Genomic DNA, 19,620 nt, shown 5'->3' with positions numbered 1-19,620 from the left:
ATGAATGCCTCTCCCCCCCAAACTCTGCCTACTTTCGCTGCCATCGCACCGCGCATCTGGGTGCTTATTCCCTGCGCAGGCCTTGGCAGTCGCTCGGGCGCCGCTGGCCCCAAGCAGTACCAGCCCATCGCTGGCCGGCCCATGGTGCTGCACACACTGGCAGCCTTCGCCGCGGTGTCCCGGTTGGCCGGTACGCTGGTGGTGGTGAGCCAAGGGGATACGTTCTTCGAGCAGGCGGATGCTACTGTTTTGGTAGCGAATTGTGGAGGAAGCACGAGGGCTCAGACGGTATTGAACGGGTTGGGCGCTTTGCTGGCGCAGGGTGCGCAGGCGCATGACTGGGTGCTGGTACACGACGCCGCCCGTTGCTTGGTCACCCCTGCCCAGATCGAGGCGCTGATCGACGTGTGCCAGGATGACCCCATAGGCGGTCTGTTGGCCCTCAAGCTGCCCGATACGCTGAAGCAGGAAAGACATGGCCGGGTGGCACAAACGGTAGAGCGTGGCGACAAGTGGCTGGCCCAGACGCCGCAGATGTTTCACCTGGGAGCCCTACAGGAAGCCCTGGAGAAAGCCGGTGACGCCGTCACCGATGAGTCCAGTGCCATGGAGTTCATGGGCTGGCAGCCGCGTCTTGTAGAAGGCAGTGCCCAGAATTTCAAGGTGACCTATCCGCAGGACTTCGCATTGGCGCAGGCTGTGCTGATCGCGCGCGCACAGGAGTAAACCGCCATGCATGCCTTTGCCGCTCTCCTGGATACCCTGATTGCCACGCCCGAGGCGCGCAAGCCTGGCGTGGAGCAGATGATTCTGGACACCTTTCAGCGCCGCAAAGCCGTGCTCGCGCTGGACATGAGTGGCTTCACCCTGACAGTGCGACGAGAGGGGATTCTGGCGTACCTCTGCCAGATTCGGCGCATGCACAAAATTACCCGGCCGCTGGTGCTGGCCCACCGTGGCGAGGTCGTAAAGAACGAGGCGGACAACCTGCTGGCGGTGTTTGACGATGTGGTCGATGCGGTGGCGGCTGCCCTGGCCATGGTGAATGCGGCGGTGGAGGAGGGACAGGCGCCGCTGTTGGCGTTCAGTGTGGGTATTGATGTGGGCGATATTTTGTTGCTGGAGCAGGTGGATTGCTTTGGCGATGCCGTTAACCTGGCCTACAAATTGGGCGAAGACATTGCCCGCCCAGGCGAAGTGCTGGTGACCCAGCGTGCCCGTGAATTGCTGGCACAGACCGTTGGGCTGGATTTCCAGTCCATGCAAGTTTCCATTTCGGGCATGGAAGTCACAACATTTGCCGTGACTTCAGCCCCCTGATACAGGAATCCAACACCATGAACATTCGAATTGGCGAGGGCTGGGACATCCACCAGCTCGTGGAGGGACGCAAGCTGATGCTGGGTGGCGTGGAGATACCCCATAGCAAGGGCTTGCTGGGCCACTCCGATGCCGATGCATTGCTGCACGCCATCACGGACGCGCTGCTGGGCGCGGCTGCGCTGGGCGACATTGGCAAGCACTTCCCGGATACGGATGCCCGGTACAAGGGGGCTGACTCGGCGGTGCTGCTGGCCAAGGTGATGGCGGACATTCGTGCGCTTGGCTATACGCTGGGCAATCTGGACAGCACCATCATTGCCCAGGCGCCCAAGCTGGCGCCCTACATCGTGTCCATGCGCGAGCGTATTGCGGCCGTGTTGGGCGTGGAACTGGGCCAGGTGAATGTGAAAGCCAAGACGGCCGAAAAAATGGGGCCTGTGGGAGAGGGGCGGGCCATGGAGGCCCGCGCCGTCGTCCTGCTGTTCAAAGCCGCGTAGCGCGCTGCAGCCGAATCTGGGCGGAAAGCCCGCCGGAGCTGGAGTTGCCCAGCTTGAAGGTGCCGCCCATGCGTTGGATGGTTTTGTCGACAATGGCCAGGCCCAGTCCTGCACCGTTGGCTGCCGTGCGGGCGGCCTCACCCCGGTAGAACGGCTGGGTGAGCTGGTGCAACTGCTCTTCGGCCACGCCAATGCCATGGTCACGCACCTTGATCAACACCCATTTGTCACGCGAGATGGCCGCAATGTCAATCATGGCGATGCCGGTGTGTACGGATTTGCCGTAGCGTCTGGCGTTTTCCAACAAATTGGATAGCACCCGGCCCAGCTCCACCTCGTCGGCCAGCACCAGCAAGTCTTCCTCCATGTCGATTTTGATGCGCACATCCGGCAGCTTTTGTAGCGAGTAAGCGCAGGTTTCCACCACATCGCCCAGCACGACGGGGGCCAGTGCCACGCGATCGGGGCGGGCGTAGTCCAGAAATTTGTCGATGATGGCGTCGAGCTGGCTGATGTCGGCAGCCATGTGGGCGCGCGCACTCTCATCGGCCACACTCATTTCGGTTTCCAGCCGCAAGCGCGCCAGCGGCGTACGCAGGTCGTGAGAGATACCAGCCAGCATCACGGCCCGGTCTTGCTCCACTTTGGCCAGCTTCTGGGCCATGCGGTTGAAGCCAATGTTGACCTCACGGATTTCGCTCGTGTTGACGTGTTCGTCCAACTGGCTGGCGCTGAAATTGCCCTCGCGCACCCGGCTGGCCGCAAACGACAGTTCCTTGAGTGGGCGGTTGATCAGCCGGGCAATCAATGCGGCGCCGGCGAGGGACAAGGCTGCAGCCACAAACAGCCAGATCATCCAGGTGGTCCCTCCCGCGGGTGCGAACCGGCTTTGGTCGGCTTGCAACCAGTATTCGTCCCCATCGATCGTGAAGCTCACCCACATACCCATCTGGCCGTTTACTTGGCTGGCTACCACGGTGTCTTTGCCTAGGCGTTCCGCCAAGTCCTGGGCCACGCGGCGGCTCAGGGTGTCGTTGTCGAGCAGGCTGAACTCGTCGTTGGGTTCGCGCGGCACGATCCGTAGGCCTTCCTCGTCCTTCATGGTCTTGATCAGCGAGACGCGCGCAATGGCATCGGCATGGATCAGCGCAGCGCGGCTCAAATTGACTTGGGATGCCAACTGCTGGGCCGTCTGCAGCGCACGCGGCTCAAACTCCAGCGACCGCAAGGTTTGCAGCCAGGCCAAGATGCTGCCCAGCAGCAGGATTGCCAGCAGGAAAAACGTCCTCCAAAACAGGCTGAGCCGCGCAAATGGCCAGCGGATGCCCGCGGGTTCATCCGCAGACAATGCCGCTACGGCACTGGGATCGAAGTCGGGGGGATTGATTTGTGACACTGCTTACCGCGGCACTCAAACGGCTTCGTCAGGCACGAAGACATAGCCCACGCCCCATACCGTCTGGATAAAACGCGGGGTGGTTGGGTCGACCTCGATCAGCTTGCGCAGGCGTGACACCTGCACGTCCAGGCTGCGGTCAAAGGGCTCGAACTCTCGGCCGCGCGAGAGTTGGGCCAGTTTTTCGCGGGATAGTGGGATGCGTGGGTGGCGTACCAGAGCCTTGAGCATGGCGAACTCACCCGTGGTCAGCGCCAGTTCCTGGCCACTCTTGCTCAGGGTCCGGGCCCCCAAGTCAAATACAAAGGCGCCAAACTTCACCACCTCGTTGTCGCTGGAGGGCGCCCCTGGCGCCTCACTGACGGGGCGGCGGCGCAATACGGCATGGATGCGCGCCAGCAATTCACGGGGGTTGAAGGGCTTGCCCAAGTAATCGTCGGCACCGACTTCCAACCCCACGATACGGTCAATGTCCTCGCCTTTGGCGGTCAGCATGATGATGGGAGTCAGGTCGTTGGCAGCCCGCAGGCGGCGGCAGATCGACAAGCCATCTTCGCCGGGCATCATCAGATCCAGCACGATCAGGTCCGCTGTCTCGCGCAGCATGATCCGCGTCAGTGACTTGCCATCCTCGGCAATCAGCACATCGAAGCCTTCCTGCGTCAGGTATCGGCGCAGCAGGTCCCGAATGCGGGCATCGTCATCGACCACCAAAATCTTGTTGGGGCGGGTTCCGGTGGGTTGCATGAGCCACTTTCCTTTTCTGAATTTGTAACAAGGCCGATTTTGCGCGGCTTATAGAGCTCCAGTCGGGGCGAACCCACACAGATTGACACTATGTTACAAATAGGCAATCCATGAGCCAAGGGCTGGCTTTCACAATGTCAGCAGCCGTCCTTGATCACGCGTTAAGCAGCCATGTCCCATTCCAAAGTTTTGTTGTTGTGTGCATTTCCTCTCGTGGTCGCGGCGGGGGCGGGTCATGGTGCGCCTGCCACGAATGAAGGGGCAACGCAGCGCAGGGCTGAACTGCGTGAGGCCTTGCAGCGTCGTAATGTGCCCACGCAAGACGCCGCAGTACCGGTCAGCAGCGAACGCCAGCTGACTGCGGAAGAGCGTGCTGAACTGCGCCGCCAATTGCGCGCCCAGCAAAAAAGTCCCTGAAGTCCCGGCAATTGGCCCTTCAACGTAGGGCACCGCAAACCGGCATAGCCACGCCATAATGGCCTGAACAATACTTCTGGAGTATTCGGTTTGGTGTGCTGTTGCTTACCGGGCGGGGGGCTTGTCGTATGGTGTTAGAGCTGCTCAAGGGCGTCGTCCTTTTGCTGGCGCTGAGCCTGTTGCACAGCCTGAACATTCGCGCTTTGCGCGGGCGGGAGCCGTGGGGTCAGATTTCCAGCGGCGTACTGTTTGGTGGCATTTGCGTCATCGGCATGATGATGCCACTGGTGATTTCCCCGGGCGTTATCTTTGATGCCCGATCGGTCGTGATCAGCATGGCCAGCCTGTTTGGCGGGCCTTTGACGGGAACCATTGCCACCCTCATTGCAGGGGGCTACCGCTGGTACTTGGGCGGAGTTGGAGCCTACGTGGGTATGTCGGTGGTGCTCGTCAGCTACGCAATGGGTCTGGCTTATTACTATGGATTCCGGGCGGGGCGGGTTAACCTGGGCTGGCCCACCTTGCTGGGCTTTGGTCTCCTGGTACACCTTGCGGAAGTGGCCTTGTTCCTGGAACTGCCGTCAGATGTAGCGCCCAAGGTCATTTCTGCTGTGGGCATCCCCTTGTTGCTGGTCTTTACTCCCGCCAGTCTTTTGATGGGGCTGATCCTCAAGGATGTGCGCTCTCGCTTTGAAACCGAGGTAGCGTTGGAGACTCACCAAGCGCGTCTGCAGGCCACGGTGCACGCAATCCCCGACCTGCTGTTTTTGCTGGATGAGGATGGTCGCTTTGTCGATGTCCTGTCCAGCCGTAGCAACCTTCGCGTTACACGGGGCGAATCGCTGTTGGGGCGGCGCTTGCATGACGTACTGCCCACTGCCGAAGCGGACCGCCTGCTGGCGCAGGTGCTCAAAACCCTGGAGTTGCAAGCCACCCAGATGTTTGAGTATGAAATTCAGACCCACCGGGGCATGCGGCGGTTTGAGGGGCGTACCCACCCGCTGGCGGAGCGTCTTGATCAGCGCCGTGCTGTAGTGCTACTGGCGCGAGATGTCACGGAGCGTTCTGCGGCACAGGAGGAGTTGCGGGCTTCGGAAGCCAGGTTTCGCAATCTTCTGCAAAACCTGCCCTCGGTCGCGGTGCAAGGCTACACACCCGATGGCACCATTACGTATTGGAACCACGCGTCAGAGCGTTTGTACGGCTACACAGCGGCAGAGGCGGTGGGGCGCAACTTGTTTGAGACCATCGTTCCGAACAATTTGCGCAAAAGCATGCGGGAAGCGCTGCAGGATATGGCGATTTCAGGCGAGGTGATCGTCCCCGAAGAGCTGACCCTGAGGCATAAAAACGGGAAGGATGTGCCGGTGTTTTCCAGCCATGCTGCCGTACACAACCCGGCGGAACAGGCTGAGTTTTTTCGCTTCGACATTGACCTGGCCGATCGCAAGCGCACCGAGGAGGAGCTACGGGTCGCGGCGACCGCCTTTGAGGCGCAGGAAGGCATGCTGGTGACCAATGCCCGGCGCGAGATCTTGCGGGTGAACCAGGCGTTTACCCGCATCAGCGGTTACGAAGACCATGAGCTGATTGGCAAGACGCCCACCCTGTTCAGCTCGGGCTGGCATGACAACGCGTTTTATACTGAGATGAATGCCAAGCTGGCACGCGATGGAACCTGGCAAGGAGAGTTGTGGAACCGGCGCAAGAACGGTGAGGTTTACCCGCAGTGGATGCACATCACCGCGGTAACCGATGAAGCCAAGCAACTGACCCACTATGTGGCGACCGTCACTGACATCACCCAGCGCAAGGCTGCAGAAGACCAAATCCGCCAATTGGCGTTTTACGACCCGCTGACCGGCTTGCCCAACCGGCGCATGCTGATGGACCGATTGCAGCATGCCCTGGCCAGCAGCGCCCGCAGTGGTGCCTGCGGCGCCTTGCTGTTCATTGACCTGGACCACTTCAAGACGCTGAATGACACCTTGGGGCATGACAAGGGCGACTTGCTGCTGCAGCAGGTGGCGCAGCGGCTGATGGAGACGGTTCGCGAAGAAGACACCGTAGCCCGACTGGGGGGAGACGAGTACGTGGTGATGCTGGAAGGCTTGGATACCGTGCGTGAAGTTGCCGCCGCCCAAGCCACTGCGGTAGGAGAAAAACTCATTGCGGTGCTGAATGCGCCTTTTGGCTTGGCGGGACACGAGTACCACAGCACACCCAGCATAGGATTGGCGCTCTACAGCGGCCACGAAGTGGGCATCGATGAACTGCTCAAGCAGGCCGATCTGGCCATGTACCAGGCCAAAAATGCCGGACGCAATGGGCTGCGATTCTTTGACCCCTTGATGCAGGCCGCCGTGTCCCAGCGCGCAGAGCTGGAAGCCGATATCCGGCAAGGCATTTTGTACGGTCAGTTTTTGCTCTATTACCAGCCGCAGGTGAATGCTCAGGGCAGGGTTTTGGGTGCAGAAGCCTTGCTGCGTTGGCGCCACCCGGTGCGCGGCCTGGTGTCTCCCGCATCGTTCATACCGGTGGCGGAGGAAAGCGGGCAGATATTGACACTGGGGAGCTGGGTGCTGGAGACCGCCTGTGCCCAATTGGTGGAGTGGGCCAAGGACCCACTGACCGAGCCGCTGGCACTGGCTGTCAATGTCAGTTCGCGCCAGTTCCGCCAGCAGGATTTTGCCGACCACATCCTCGCCATGCTGGATTACACCGGGGCCAACCCGCGACGGCTCAAGCTGGAGCTGACGGAGAGTCTGCTGGTGGACAACGTGGACGACGTGATTGCAAAGATGACGGCTTTGCGCGCACGCGGCGTGGGCTTCTCGCTGGATGACTTCGGCACGGGCTACTCGTCGCTGTCCTACCTCAAGCGCCTGCCACTGGACCAGTTGAAGATTGACCAGTCATTTGTGCAGGATGTGCTGACCGACCCCAACGACGCCGCCATCGCCCGCACCATCGTGGCGCTGGGCAACAGCTTGGGGTTGGCCGTGATTGCTGAGGGGGTGGAGACGGCGGCGCAGCGGGACTTTCTGGCCAACAATGGTTGCAACACCTACCAAGGCTACTATTTCAGCAAACCATTGCCCGTAGACATGTTTGAAGCTTATCTGAGCGCACAGGCCTGAGGCCTGCACACCATGGGTCTTTCAACCAACACCCTGGACCAACACCACCGCCGTGTGCGGCGCATGTTGTTCACCGGTGCCACGTTGATGATCGGCATTGGCGCGGTATGGTCGATCTTCTTTGTGATGCGGGGTGTCTGGCCCATCGTGGCGATCGAGGTCAGCATGCTGCTGCTCGGTGTGGCGGTGGCTTATCTGACGGTGCGACACCGCACCCGCTTTGCTTTCGCGATCATGGCCGGCGGCATTTACGCCATGCTGTGCGTTTTCTCTCTCGTTTTTGATGTTCCTGATTCAGTAGCACCACGCTCCACACACCACTATTTTTTGGTGCTCGCGTTAGCCTCCATGCTGGTATTGCGAGACGAATCACCCTGGATTCGCAATCTGGTGGTGGGCGTTCTGTTCGTCACCTACGTGGCGGTGGCCAGCACCGTTTGGGGCCTTTCTACGCCGTACCGCATTCCCGATGACATTCGTCTCACCGGCACGTGGGTCAACACCACGTTTGCCATGCTGGGGTTGTATGCGTTGGTACACATCATGGTGACCGACGTGGCCGAGTCCAGCCGGCTCGAGATCGACATGCGCAAGGGCATTGCACGGGAGGAGTTTTTTCTGGTTTACCAGGCGCAGGTGACCTCGGAGGGGCGGATTCTCGGGGCAGAAGCCTTGCTGCGCTGGAAGCACCCGCAAAAAGGGCTGGTCAGTCCAGGGGAGTTCATTGATCTGGCGGAGAGGTCGGGGTTGATCTTGCCCTTGGGTGCATGGGTGTTACGCACTGCGTGCATTCAGTTGGTGATGTGGTCGCGCATGCCTGAAATGGCCTCGCTCAACCTGTCGGTGAATGTCAGCGCGCGCCAGTTTCACCAAAAAGACTTTGTGGACCAGGTGCAGGCCATGCTGCAGCGCACGGGGGCCAACCCACAGCGGCTCAAGCTGGAGCTGACGGAAAGCATGCTGGTGCAGGATATGGACGACATCGTCTACAAGATGGAGGCCTTGCGCACGTTGGGTGTCAGTTTTTCGCTGGATGACTTTGGGACCGGCTATTCCTCGTTGACCTATCTCAAGCGTCTGCCTCTGGAGCAAATCAAGATCGACCAGTCCTTTGTGCGCGATGTGCTCACCGACCCCAACGACGCCGCCATCGCCCACACCATCATCACGCTGGGCAAGAGCCTGGGCTTTGCGGTGGTGGCCGAGGGCGTGGAAACACAAGGGCAGCGTGATTTCCTTCTGGACCACGAGTGCCATATCTTTCAGGGATATCTGTTTAGCAGACCCCTGGCCTTGCCGGAATTTCTCGCTTTTGTTCGTGCCGCACAGTCGTCACGCGGACTTGCCACGGCCTGACAAAACTGCTCGAAAGGCGTGGCTGGCAGTGCCATACTTCCGCATGTGTTTTGTTTTCTTTGGGTGCCGTCGTTGGAGCCCTTTCACAATAGCCAGAAGCTTGCGATATGCCTGATTCCTCGCCTTTTGCTCCGAGCCAGCCGCCCACTGCGGAGCTGCCTTCGGTGGGCAGCATGATGGGGCGGTTCGAACTGCGCCAGCAAATGGGGCAGGGCGTGCAGTCCACCGTTTGGCGGGCCTTTGACCCACGCATGGTGCGTGAGGTGACCATCAAGCTCGTGCACCCCGATGCGGGCGCAAGCGAAGAAGCGATAGCCCGTTGGCTGCAGGAGGCGCGCAGCGCCGGACGTGTCACCCACCCCGGCATCATTCAGGTCCTTGAAGCCGACATCCAGGCGCGTCAGCCCTATCTGGTATGCGAGTATGTGGCGGGCCAGACACTGGAACAGATTCTGCGCGAACGCGGGGCCCCGCCCGTGCCGCAGTCGGTGGCCTGGATGATGGATGTGCTGGACGCCGTGGCCACCGCCCATGCCGCCGGCGTGGTGCACCGTGACCTGAACCCCTCCCACGTATTGATCGATGGCGCGGGGCGTGCCCGTGTTACGGACTTGGGTATTGCAGCCCACATCCCAGGCACCGGTAGCTTCGCCGCTGCGGTGGCCTGGGGCACGCTGGGCTATTTGTCGCCGGAGGCCGCAGACGGTGCCCCCCCATCGGCGGCGATGGACATATTTTCGGCCGGCGTGGTGTTGGCCGAGCTGTTGACGGGCAAACGACTGATTGACGAGGCCGCCCCCGACCGGGCCCTGTACCGGGTGATGCACGAACAGCTTCTGCTCCCGGACGATGCGGTGCCCGGGGTGGACGACCGTTTGCGTGCCATCGTAAACCGTGCGCTCGCCCATGATCCGCACCAGCGCTTTGTGAGTGTCCGCATGTTCCAGTCCGAGCTGGAGCAATGGACGCAGTCCGCGGCTGGCAGTGGCACCGGCGCTCCTGGCGCGACCGCCAGCAGCAGCGACACGCTGGATTTTTTGCTGCGGCGCATGCGCCACAAGAGCGACTTTCCGGCCATGTCGGACTCGGTGGTGCGCATCCAGAGCATGGCGGCCTCCGAGACCGAAAGCGTGGGCAGCGTCACCAATGAAATCTTGAAGGATGTGGCACTGACCAACAAGCTGCTGCGTCTGGTCAACAGCGCCCACTATGGCCGCAGTGGCAGTATCAGCACGGTGTCGCGCGCCGTGACCCTGGTGGGCTTCAATGGCATCCGCAACATGGCGTTGAGCCTGGTGCTGCTGGAGCACATGCAGGACAAAGCGCATGCAGCGCAACTGAAAGAGGAGTTTTTGCGCTCTCTGCTGGCGGGCAGCATTGGTGTGGAGCTGTGCCCCGTAGTGCGGGAAAGCGAAGAGGCGTTCATAGGTGCCATGTTCCAGAACCTGGGGCGGTTGCTGGTCCTGTTTTACTTCCCGGAAGAGGCGTCACGGGTACGTGGTCTCATGCAAGACCCGCGGCGGCCCTTGTCCGAAATATCAGCGGCCATCAGTGTGCTGGGCTTGAGTTTTGAGGCCTTGGGCTTGGGTATTGCGAAGGCCTGGAGCCTGCCGGAGGACATCCAGCGCTGCATGCGCAAGCCCGCGGGCGAGCCGCCCCAGCGTGCCCCCGCCGACAGCGCCGAGCGTGTGCGCTGGGTAGCCCTGGCGTCCAATGAAATGGCCGATGTGCTGTTGCACAGCGACCCGCAGGAGCGGGAGTCACGCCTGGCTCTGGTGGCCCGCAAGTACATGGCAGCCATGGGACTGGGCGCGAAAGAAGTGATGGCGGCCACCAACAAGGCACGCCAGAAATTGGTGGACCTGGCTGCGGCCATGGAGATCCGGGTGGCCCCGGGGTCTGCCGCGGCCAAGCTGCTCAAGCCGGCCGAGCCGCCCGCAGAGTTGCTGCGCCCAAGCCCGCCCGAAGAATCGCAATTTGGCAGCCTGGAGCTGCAGGCCACCCCCGCCGCGGGCGCCGACCAGATGGTTTCTTTGCGCGCACACCAGGTGGCAGAAACGCTGGCAGCCGGCATCCAGGACATCACCAATGCAATGGTGGAGGATTTCAAGCTCAGCGATGTGTTGCGGATGATTCTGGAGACCATGTACCGTGCCATGGAGTTTGACCGCATCATCTTCTGCATGCGCGACGCCAAAAGCGAGATGATGGTGGGCCGCTTCGGTCTGGGGGAGGGCGTGGAGCGCTGCGTCAGGGTATTCAAGACCCATCTGAAAGCGGCCAACCCTGATTTGTTCGGTGTGGTCAGCGTCAAGGGTGCAGACACCATGATCAGCGACGCCTCCGAGGCCCGTATCGTCCAGCGCCTGCCCGACTGGTACCGCCTGCATATCAATGCTCCCACCTTTCTGCTGCTGCCCTTGCAGATCAAGGGTTCCCCGTTTGGCCTGATTTACGCCGACAAGACCGTGCGCGGCTCCCTGGAACTGGATGACAAGGAGCTGGCCCTGCTACGCACGCTGCGCAACCAGGCGGTCATGGCATTCAAGCAGTCCAGCTAACCCAAAGACTCCTCCTATTGCCCTTGTGACAGCGTGCGCAGGGTGGGGCGGTGAGAATGTGTGCATGACTTCTACATCGCCCCCGGCGGCGGCATCGCTGCCCAAAATCCTCTGGCCTCTGCTCTTCGGTAACTTTGTCATCGGCACGGGGGTGATGGTGGTGCCGGGCACGCTCAATGACATCAGCACGTCGCTGAACATTTCGGTCTCCACCGCAGGGCAACTGATTGCCGCCGCCGCTGCGGTGATGTGCCTGGGAGCCCCCTTGCTGGCCAGTGTGGTGGCCGGGTGGGACCGGCGCCGGCTCTTGACCCTGTCCCTGCTCTGGTACGCCGCATTTTTGGGGCTGAGCGCGATGATGCCCAGCTTCAGTTCGTTGCTTGTGGTGCGGGTGCTGACCGTAATCTCGCCCGCTATTTTTACCCCCCAGGCCGCGGCGTGCGTAGGGCTTTTGGTGCTGCCCGAACAGCGCGGGCGGGCCATTACCTTTGTGTTTCTGGGCTGGTCGGTGGCGTCGGTGCTGGGCATGCCCATCGGTGCGTTCATCGGCGGCACGCTGGGTTGGCGCAGTGCGTTTGCTGCAGTGGCGTTGCTCAGCGTCGCAAGTGCGGTCTGGGTCTGGCGTGCCATGCCGGACGGCATCAGGCCGCCGGCCTTGTCGCGCGCAGCCTGGGGTGAGGCTTTGCGCTCTCCTGCGCTGATGTTGTGTGTGGCCGTTACCCTGTTGTATTCGGCCGGACAGTTTGTGCTGTTCTCGTATTTCGCACCGTATTTCAAGGTGATGCTGGCGATCACGCCGCTGCAGCTGAGTTTGCTGTTTGCCTGGTTTGGTGCGTTTGGGTTGGTGGGCAACATCCTCATGTCGCGCCGGATCGACCGCATGGGGGCGTCCAACGCGGTGATGTGGGGCGTGGGCGCCATGGCGCTGAGCTTGCTGCTATGGCCTCTGGGAACCAGCCTGGGTCTGGCGGCACTCATTGTGGTGCCGTGGGCCCTGGGCTGCTTCTCGTCCAATTCGGCGCAACAGGCGCGCTTGGTAGGTATTGCGCCAGCGCTGGCGTCGGGCTCTATTGCGCTCAATACCTCCGCCATGTATGCAGGCCAAGCGCTGGGCGCTGGCAGCGGCGGTTGGCTCATTGCCCATAACGGCATGGCCACACTGCACTGGTTTGGGCTGGTGGGGCTGCTGGCGTCCATGGCCATGAGCTGGTGGGCCACCCGCCAGCGGCCCCACGTCAGCCTGGGTTCTGTCGCATAACCGCTATAAAAACAGGAGCTATCTGCACAATATTGACGGGGGCTAGCGGCTCAAATCGTTCTTATTGGGCAGCCCAACCGCCATCCATGTTCCAGGCCACGCCGCGCACGTTATTGCCGGCGGGCGAGCAGAAGAACACGGCCAGCGCCCCCAGTTCTTCGGGCGTGGTGAACTGCAGCGAGGGCTCTTTCTCCCCCAGCAGCTGCTTGGTGGCGTCGGCATTGCTGATGCCCTGGGCGGCGGCCTTGGCATCCACCTGCTTTTGCACCAGGGGTGTGAGCACCCAGCCGGGGCAGATGGCGTTACAGGTCACGCCGCTGGTAGCGTTTTCCAGCGCGGTCACCTTGGTCAGGCCCACGATGCCGTGCTTGGCCGCCACGTAGGCCGACTTTTCGGCTGAGCCCACCAGGCCGTGGACGGAAGCCACGTTGATGATGCGGCCCCAGTTTTTGGCCTGCATGCCGGGCAGCACCAGGCGGCTGGCGTGGAAGGCGCTGGAGAGGTTGATGGCGATCACGGCGTCCCACTTCTCCACCGGGAAGTTCTCCACCCGCGCTACGTGCTGGATGCCGGCGTTGTTCACCAGAATGTCCACGCCGCCGAAGGTGCCGGTGGCGTACTGCACCATGGCTTCGATGTCGGCGGGCTTGCTCATGTCGGCACCGTGGTAACCCACCTGCACGCCCAGCGCCGCCACTTCAGCCTTGGGGCCCTCCACGTCACCAAAGCCGTTGAGCACGATGTTGGCCCCTTGTGCGGCCAGGGCTTTGGCGATGCCCAGACCGATGCCGCTGGTGGATCCGGTCACGATGGCGGTTTTACCTTTCAACATTGCTGCGTCCTTCCAAAAGAGTAGGGGGTTTCCATTAGGATGTGGTCATTATCAAACCACTGATTGCACCATGGCTGACCCTACGCTGAACTACGTACCCTGCGCCGACGCGCAGGGCGGGCACCGGATGGCGTACTGGCAGTGGGGCGCGGCCGATGCGGCCCACACCATCGTCTGTGCCCACGGCCTTTCGCGCCAGGGCCGCGACTTCGATGTACTGGCCCAAGCCCTGCTAGCGCGCAGCCCGCAGCCGTTGCGTGTGGTCTGCCCCGACGTGGTGGGCCGCGGCCGGAGCGATTGGCTCAAAGACCCGCTTGGCTATCAGTTGCCCACCTACGCGGCCGACATGCTGGCGCTGCTAACCCAGCTGAAACCCGCCACGCTGGACTGGTTGGGCACCAGCATGGGCGGGCTGATCGGCATGGCGGTCTGTGCCCATGCGCAAGCGGTGGGCACCACCGTTCGCCGCCTGGTGCTGAACGATGTGGGCCCCGCCATCCAATGGGAAGCGTTGGCCCGCATTGGCACCTACCTGGGCAAGGCCCAGACTTTTGAGACCCTGCAGCAGGCTGCCGACGCCATGTGGACCGTCTCGCAAAGCTTTGGCCCGCACACGCCGGCCCAGTGGCTGGAACTGTCGCGCCATATGGTCAAGTCGACGCCTGACGGTCGCGTGGCCTTGCATTACGACCCGGCGATTGCCGTGCCCTTTGGCGCGGTGACGCAGGAGGTGGCCGCCCAGGGAGAAGCCCAGCTCTGGCAGCTGTACGACAGCTTGACAGCGCAAACGCTGCTGCTGCGCGGTGCGAACTCTGATTTGTTGTCCCCTGCCACCGCGCAGGCCATGACCCAGCGCGGCCCCAAGGCGCGGCTGGTCGAATTTGCCGGTGTGGGCCATGCCCCCACCCTGATCGCGGCCGACCAGGTCGACGCGGTGGCTTCTTTTTTGCTGGGGTAGCGTCCCCGGATGATGTGAGCGTTGCATGAAAAGTTTGTACGCCGAGCACACTGCCTCGGCCACCCCGCAGGTCATCGCGGCCACGGCCGATAGCCTGCCCGAACAGGTAGATGCTCTGGCGCGTGCGCGCGCCTTTGCCGAGCCCCTGTTGGCCACCCAAGCCCTGGACACCGGTGAAAACGTGCTGCAGCACGCGGACGCCGTGGCCTCCATCCTGCGCACGATTGGCGGCTCAGAGGCCATGCAAGCCGCCAGCTACCTGGTCTATGCCTGTGACCACCTGAACAAACCGCACGAGGTGATTGCCAAGGCCTTTGGCGACAACTTTGCCGACCTGGCGCTGGAAACTACCAAGCTGGTGCGCCTGCAGCGCATTGCACGCGTGGCCCACAGCCAGCAGGGGGCTGGCGGCAGTACTGCTCCCATGGCGCAAACTGCGGCCGCCCAGACGGAGAGCGTGCGCAAGATGCTGCTGGCCTTTAGCAAGGACCTGCGCGTGGTCATGCTGCGGCTGGCTTCGCGCCTGCAAACGCTGCGCCACTTTGCCGCCACCAAGCAGCCTGTGCCGCCCGGCCTGGCCAGCGAGGCGCTGCAGGTGTTTGCACCCCTGGCCAACCGCCTGGGTATTTGGGAAATCAAATGGGAGATGGAGGACCTGTCCTTCCGTTTTCTGGAGCCCGACACCTACAAGCAGGTGGCCAAGCTGCTGGACGAAAAGCGCGCGGAGCGTGAGGCCTCGGTGGAGCGCCTGCGCCTGCAGCTCGCGGACGACCTGGCGGCGCAGGGCATTGAGGCCACGGTGCAGGGCCGGCCCAAACACATCTACAGCATCGTCAAGAAAATGCGCGGCAAGTCGCTGGGCTTTGACCAGGTCTATGACATCCGCGCGCTGCGCATCGTCGTGCCCAGCGTGCCCGACTGCTACGCCGCTTTGAGCTGGGTGCACAGCCACTTTGTGCCGGTGACCGAAGAGTTTGACGATTACATCGCCCGACCCAAGCCCAACGGTTACCAGTCGCTGCATACCGTAGTTCGGGACGCCGGCGCACAACCGATTGAAGTGCAGATCCGCACCCAGGCCATGCACGACCATGCGGAGCACGGCGTTGCCGCGCACTGGGCTTACAAGGAAGCCGGTGCCAAGGGCTACGGTGGCAGCGTGACAGCGGCGGGCGAATATGACGCCAAGATTGCCGTGCTGCGCCAGCTGCTGGCCTGGGAGCGAGACCTGTCGGGGGCGCATGCCGGTGCAGAGGGTACGGGTATGTTCGATGACCGCATCTATGTGCTGACGCCGGACGCCGCCATCGTGGAGCTACCGCAGGGCGCCACAGCGGTGGACTTTGCCTACAGCGTGCACACCAACCTGGGCCACCGCTGCCGCGGCGCCAAGGTGGACGGTGCCATGGTGCCGCTCAACACGCCGCTGAAAAATGGCCAGACCGTGGAAGTAACCGCGGTCAAGGAGGGCGGCCCCTCGCGTGACTGGCTTAACCCCGAGCTGGGGTACCTGGCCAGCCACCGCGCGCGCGCCAAAGTGCGTGCCTGGTTCAATGCGCTGGCTATGGGTGAAACCATGGCCAAGGGCCGTGAGGCCGTGGAAAAGCTCTTGCAGCGCGAGGGCAAAACCGCCGTCAAATTGGATGATTTGGCCAGCCAGTTGGGCTTCAACAACGCGGATGCGCTGTTTGAGGTGGTGGGCAAGGACGAGTTTTCTCTGCGCAACATCGAAATGCTGCTGCGCCCGCCAGAGCCTGCATCGGCACAAGACGACTACATGCCCCTCAAGAAGCCGCGTGGGGCGGGTGGCAAGGGCGGCGTACTGGTGGTGGGCATTGATTCGCTGATGACGCAGCTGGCCAAGTGCTGCAAGCCTGCGCCACCAGACCTCATCAGCGGCTTTGTCACGCGTGGCAAGGGCGTGAGCGTGCACCGCTCGGATTGCTCCAACCTGCGCAACATGGTCAACCGTAGCGGCGACCGTCTTATTGACGTAGAGTGGGGGGCGCCCGGTGGCAAAGATGGCAACGTCTACCCCGTGGACGTGGCAGTGGAAGCGCATGACCGGCAGGGGCTGCTGCGCGACATCTCGGAAGTATTTGCCAAGGAAAAGATGAACGTCATTGGCGTGCAGACCCAGTCGGTCAAAGGCACGGCGTGGATGACGTTTACGGTGGAAGTCGCCGAGTCCGGCAAACTGGCCCGGGTGTTGAAGATCGTGGGCGAGCTGGGCGGTGTGCGCTCGGCACGGCGGCGCTGACATCCTTAAGGGGAGGCTCACTATGCGTGCTTTGATGCTGGCAACCCTGGTGCTCTGGGGAAGTCTGGCAGGTTCTGCAGGCGCAGCCGATGTAAGCATGGCATTTGGTGAGCGTATCCCGCCATTTTGTTTTCCCGAAACCAACTCGGGTATCGAGGTGGATGTGATGCGCGAGGCCCTGGCCTACCGGGGCCATGTCCTCAAACCCAAGTACTTTCCCTTCATGCGGGTACCGGTGGCGTTCAAATTGCATGAGGTGGATGCCGCCATGTCGGACCTGGGGACAGATTTGCAAGCGGATGGGGGGGTCTATGGCGACCCCGGGGTGTTCTACGACAACGTATTCATCAGCCTGGCGGAGCGCAAGCTGGTGATTCGCCAGCCCGAGGACCTGCACGGCCTTACCGTGATTGCGTTCGTAGGGGCTGCCAAGCGTTACCCAGAGTGGCTGAACCCCGTCAAGGCAGAGGGGCGCTACTTTGAGCAGAACGACCAGGCCCTGCAGGTGCTGACCTTGCACAAGAAGCGCTATGACCTGGTGCTGAGTGACCGCAACATCTTCAAGTATTTCAGCGCCCAGGTGGAGCGCACCGAAGGAACCATGCTGGGGCCGGTGACGGAGCACAGCTTTGTCAAACTCAACCCCATGGACTACCGCCCGGTATTTCGTGACGCCAAGATTCGCGACGATTTCAATGCCGGTTTGGCAGCGATCAAGCGGAGCGGGCACTTCAAAGCCATCTACCAAAAGTACCTCGGCGACAACGTGCCCAAATAGGCCCGGATGGTGTGACGCGGCCTTCTGGAGTGCCAGGTTCCGCACCTTGACAAAGATCAATATTCGGCCATAGTCACACCCACACGTTCAACAATATTGCCACGGGCTTGCGCCCACCAAGAGCAATGTGGCGTGCCAGACTATTTGCATTGCTTTTCAGGGAAAAGCGAAGGGGGTGCATGAGCGATGTGCTGATACAAGGCCAAGAGGGGCAATTTCGCCAGATCGTGGAGATGGCGCCTTATGCCATTGTCATGATTGGCGAGGGCGGCCTTATCGAAATGGTCAATCGCCAGGCCGAGGCCATTTTTGGCTATTCCCGTTCGGAGTTGCTGGGTCGGGCCATCGAGGTGTTGCTGCCTGAGCGCTTCCGGCGCGTGCATCCCGCCCACCGAGCCAATTTCGTGGCCGATCCCAGCCCGCGGTTGATGGGCATTGGCCGCGACTTGTTCGGCCGCCGCAAGGACGGTGGCGAATTCCCCATCGAAATTGGTCTCACCCCCATCAAAACAACGGAAGGGATGAAAGTGGTGTCGGCCATTGTCGATCTGTCCGAGCGCAAGCGGCAGGAGGAGCAGTTCCGCCAGGTGGTCGAAATGGCCCCCAACGGCATGGTCATGATTGACAAGTCGGGCGTGATTGAGATGGTCAACTCCCAGGCCGAGGCCATTTTTGGCTATTCGCGCTCCGAGTTGTTGGGGCAGTCCATCGACCTGCTGTTGCCTACGCGGTTTCGCGGAGGCCACCCCCACCACCGGGCCGCCTATTTTTCTGACCCCAGCCCGCGCGCCATGGGCAGTGGCCGTGACTTGTATGGCCTGCGCAAGGATGGCAGCGAGTTCCCGGTCGAGATCGGCCTGAATCCCATCATGACCTCCACAGGACTCAAGATCCTGTCCGCCATTGTGGATATCACGGCCCGCAAACAGTCAGAGCTGCAACTGAGCCACCTGGTAGGGCAACTCACGCGCAGCAATGACGACTTGAACAACTTTGCTTATGTGGCCTCACACGATCTCAAGTCGCCCTTGCGCGGAGTGGATCAACTCGCCACCTGGATCGAAGAGGACCTAGGCGATTCCTTGGGCAGCGAGACGCGAGAGCACCTGCGCCTGATGCGCAGCCGCATAGGCCGCATGGAAATGCTGCTAGACGATCTGCTGGCCTACTCGCGCGTAGGGCAGTCTGACAACCCGGTGGGCGCGGTGAATACGGGCAACCTGGTGCGCGATATCTTTGAACTGGCGGCCTCGCAGAAAAATATCCAGTTGATTGCCGCGCCCGACATGCCCACTCTGCGCACACAGAAAGTGCCACTGGAGCTGGTGCTGCGCAACCTGATCAACAACGCCATCAAGCACCATGACAAGCCAAAGGGGACTATCTGGATACAGGCACAACCCTGTGCCGGGGGGTACGAATTTTTAGTCGGGGATGATGGACCAGGCATTCCGCCAGAACACCAGAAGCGCGTATTCACGATCTTCCAGACGCTCAGGCCACGTGATGAAATCGAAGGTAGCGGCATGGGCCTGGCGATTGTGAAGAAGGCCGTGGAAACAGTGGGCGGGGTGGTCGCGTTGGATTCGGACGGCAAGTCCGGTTGCACGTTCCGCTTTACCTGGCCAACCCAGTCCGAATGAGGAGAAGTGGCATGCAAGCCAAGAAGACCGATAAGGATGTCACCCTGCTTCTGGTGGACGACGACGACGTGGATGTGATGGGCATTCAGCGAGCGCTCAAGAAGCTGCAAATCACCAATCCCATGGTGCGCGCGCGGGATGGCATGGAGGGGTTGGCCAAGCTGCGCGAGTGCAACGCGTCGCACCGGCCTTATCTGGTTCTGCTGGACTTGAACCTCCCGCGCATGAATGGATTGGAGGTGCTGGCAGAGATTCGCAAAGACCCCGCGTTGTCCAGTGCAGTGGTGTTTGTGCTAACCACCTCCAAGGCTGAGGAGGACAAGGCTATTGCCTACCAGCACAACATTGCGGGATACATCATCAAAAGCCAGGTGGGTGATGGGGTGGTACGCGCCATGGAAATGCTCCATGGCTACTGGCGTGTGGTGGAGTTGATTGCCTAGTGGCGAAGGTA

The 19,620-nt window shown here is 61.7% G+C and carries 16 protein-coding genes; 13 read left to right on the top strand and 3 right to left on the bottom strand.

Annotation, left to right across the window (positions count from 1 at the left end):
* The 3 genes from ispD to ispF are packed head-to-tail and all read left to right on the top strand — an operon-like array spanning position 1 to position 1,820.
* Positions 1–726 (top strand): 2-C-methyl-D-erythritol 4-phosphate cytidylyltransferase, encoded by a 726-nt coding sequence (gene ispD / locus AC07OE_RS04035; protein ID WP_495069286.1) that lies wholly within the window; start codon positions 1–3, stop codon positions 724–726.
* A 6-nt stretch (positions 727–732) separates the two neighbouring features.
* Complete coding sequence (locus AC07OE_RS04030; RefSeq protein ID WP_495069285.1) at positions 733–1,320, top strand: adenylate/guanylate cyclase domain-containing protein; 588 nt, start codon at positions 733–735, stop codon at positions 1,318–1,320.
* A gap of 17 nt (positions 1,321–1,337) precedes the next feature.
* Positions 1,338–1,820 (top strand): 2-C-methyl-D-erythritol 2,4-cyclodiphosphate synthase, encoded by a 483-nt coding sequence (ispF, locus tag AC07OE_RS04025; RefSeq protein WP_495069284.1) that lies wholly within the window; start codon positions 1,338–1,340, stop codon positions 1,818–1,820.
* Here ispF and AC07OE_RS04020 read toward each other — a convergent pair.
* Together AC07OE_RS04020 and ompR are read right to left on the bottom strand one after the other, a co-directional pair.
* Positions 1,807–3,168 carry an ATP-binding protein gene (locus tag AC07OE_RS04020; protein WP_495069600.1) on the bottom strand — a complete coding sequence of 454 codons (1,362 nt, stop codon included), beginning with the start codon at positions 3,166–3,168 and terminating at the stop codon, positions 1,807–1,809. The two genes, ispF and AC07OE_RS04020, sit on opposite strands and share 14 nt — an antisense overlap.
* Before the next feature lie 63 nt (positions 3,169–3,231).
* Complete coding sequence (gene ompR, locus AC07OE_RS04015; protein WP_495069283.1) at positions 3,232–3,963, bottom strand: osmolarity response regulator transcription factor OmpR; 732 nt, start codon at positions 3,961–3,963, stop codon at positions 3,232–3,234.
* A 171-nt stretch (positions 3,964–4,134) separates the two neighbouring features.
* Between ompR and AC07OE_RS04010 the strand changes: the two genes are divergently transcribed.
* From AC07OE_RS04010 to AC07OE_RS03990, 5 genes are all read left to right on the top strand, one after another.
* A complete protein-coding gene (locus tag AC07OE_RS04010; RefSeq protein ID WP_495069282.1) occupies positions 4,135–4,380 on the top strand; it encodes a hypothetical protein in 246 nt (81 codons plus the stop codon).
* Between the two features lie 128 nt (positions 4,381–4,508).
* Positions 4,509–7,520, top strand: a complete 3,012-nt coding sequence (locus AC07OE_RS04005) for an EAL domain-containing protein (RefSeq protein WP_495069281.1) — start codon at positions 4,509–4,511, stop codon at positions 7,518–7,520.
* 12 nt (positions 7,521–7,532) lie between these two features.
* Positions 7,533–8,876, top strand: coding sequence for a putative bifunctional diguanylate cyclase/phosphodiesterase (locus AC07OE_RS04000; protein WP_495069280.1), 1,344 nt, complete (start codon positions 7,533–7,535; stop codon positions 8,874–8,876).
* A gap of 107 nt (positions 8,877–8,983) precedes the next feature.
* On the top strand, positions 8,984–11,437 hold the full coding sequence (locus AC07OE_RS03995) for a protein kinase domain-containing protein (RefSeq protein ID WP_495069279.1): 2,454 nt from the start codon (positions 8,984–8,986) through the stop codon (positions 11,435–11,437).
* 64 nt (positions 11,438–11,501) lie between these two features.
* The gene (locus tag AC07OE_RS03990) at positions 11,502–12,695 is read left to right on the top strand and encodes an MFS transporter (protein WP_495069278.1); all 1,194 of its coding nucleotides are present in this window, start codon (positions 11,502–11,504) and stop codon (positions 12,693–12,695) included.
* Between the two features lie 61 nt (positions 12,696–12,756).
* On the opposite strand, the gene AC07OE_RS03985 is transcribed toward AC07OE_RS03990, so the two are convergent.
* A complete protein-coding gene (locus AC07OE_RS03985; RefSeq protein WP_495069277.1) occupies positions 12,757–13,527 on the bottom strand; it encodes a 3-hydroxybutyrate dehydrogenase in 771 nt (256 codons plus the stop codon).
* Between the two features lie 70 nt (positions 13,528–13,597).
* On the opposite strand from AC07OE_RS03985, the gene AC07OE_RS03980 reads away from it, so the two are divergent.
* From AC07OE_RS03980 to AC07OE_RS03960, 5 genes are all read left to right on the top strand, one after another.
* Complete coding sequence (locus AC07OE_RS03980) at positions 13,598–14,485, top strand: alpha/beta fold hydrolase (RefSeq protein WP_495069276.1); 888 nt, start codon at positions 13,598–13,600, stop codon at positions 14,483–14,485.
* 25 nt (positions 14,486–14,510) lie between these two features.
* Positions 14,511–16,745, top strand: coding sequence for a RelA/SpoT family protein (locus AC07OE_RS03975; protein WP_495069275.1), 2,235 nt, complete (start codon positions 14,511–14,513; stop codon positions 16,743–16,745).
* Between the two features lie 22 nt (positions 16,746–16,767).
* Positions 16,768–17,523, top strand: a complete 756-nt coding sequence (locus AC07OE_RS03970) for a substrate-binding periplasmic protein (protein WP_495069274.1) — start codon at positions 16,768–16,770, stop codon at positions 17,521–17,523.
* 179 nt (positions 17,524–17,702) lie between these two features.
* A complete protein-coding gene (locus AC07OE_RS03965; RefSeq protein WP_495069273.1) occupies positions 17,703–19,166 on the top strand; it encodes a sensor histidine kinase in 1,464 nt (487 codons plus the stop codon).
* An 11-nt stretch (positions 19,167–19,177) separates the two neighbouring features.
* Positions 19,178–19,609, top strand: a complete 432-nt coding sequence (locus AC07OE_RS03960) for a response regulator (RefSeq protein WP_495069272.1) — start codon at positions 19,178–19,180, stop codon at positions 19,607–19,609.
* Positions 19,610–19,620 lie beyond the last annotated feature (11 nt).

Source organism: Rhodoferax sp. GW821-FHT09E07 (assembly GCF_059416145.1).
This window is presented reverse-complemented; position numbering and strand designations above follow the sequence as displayed.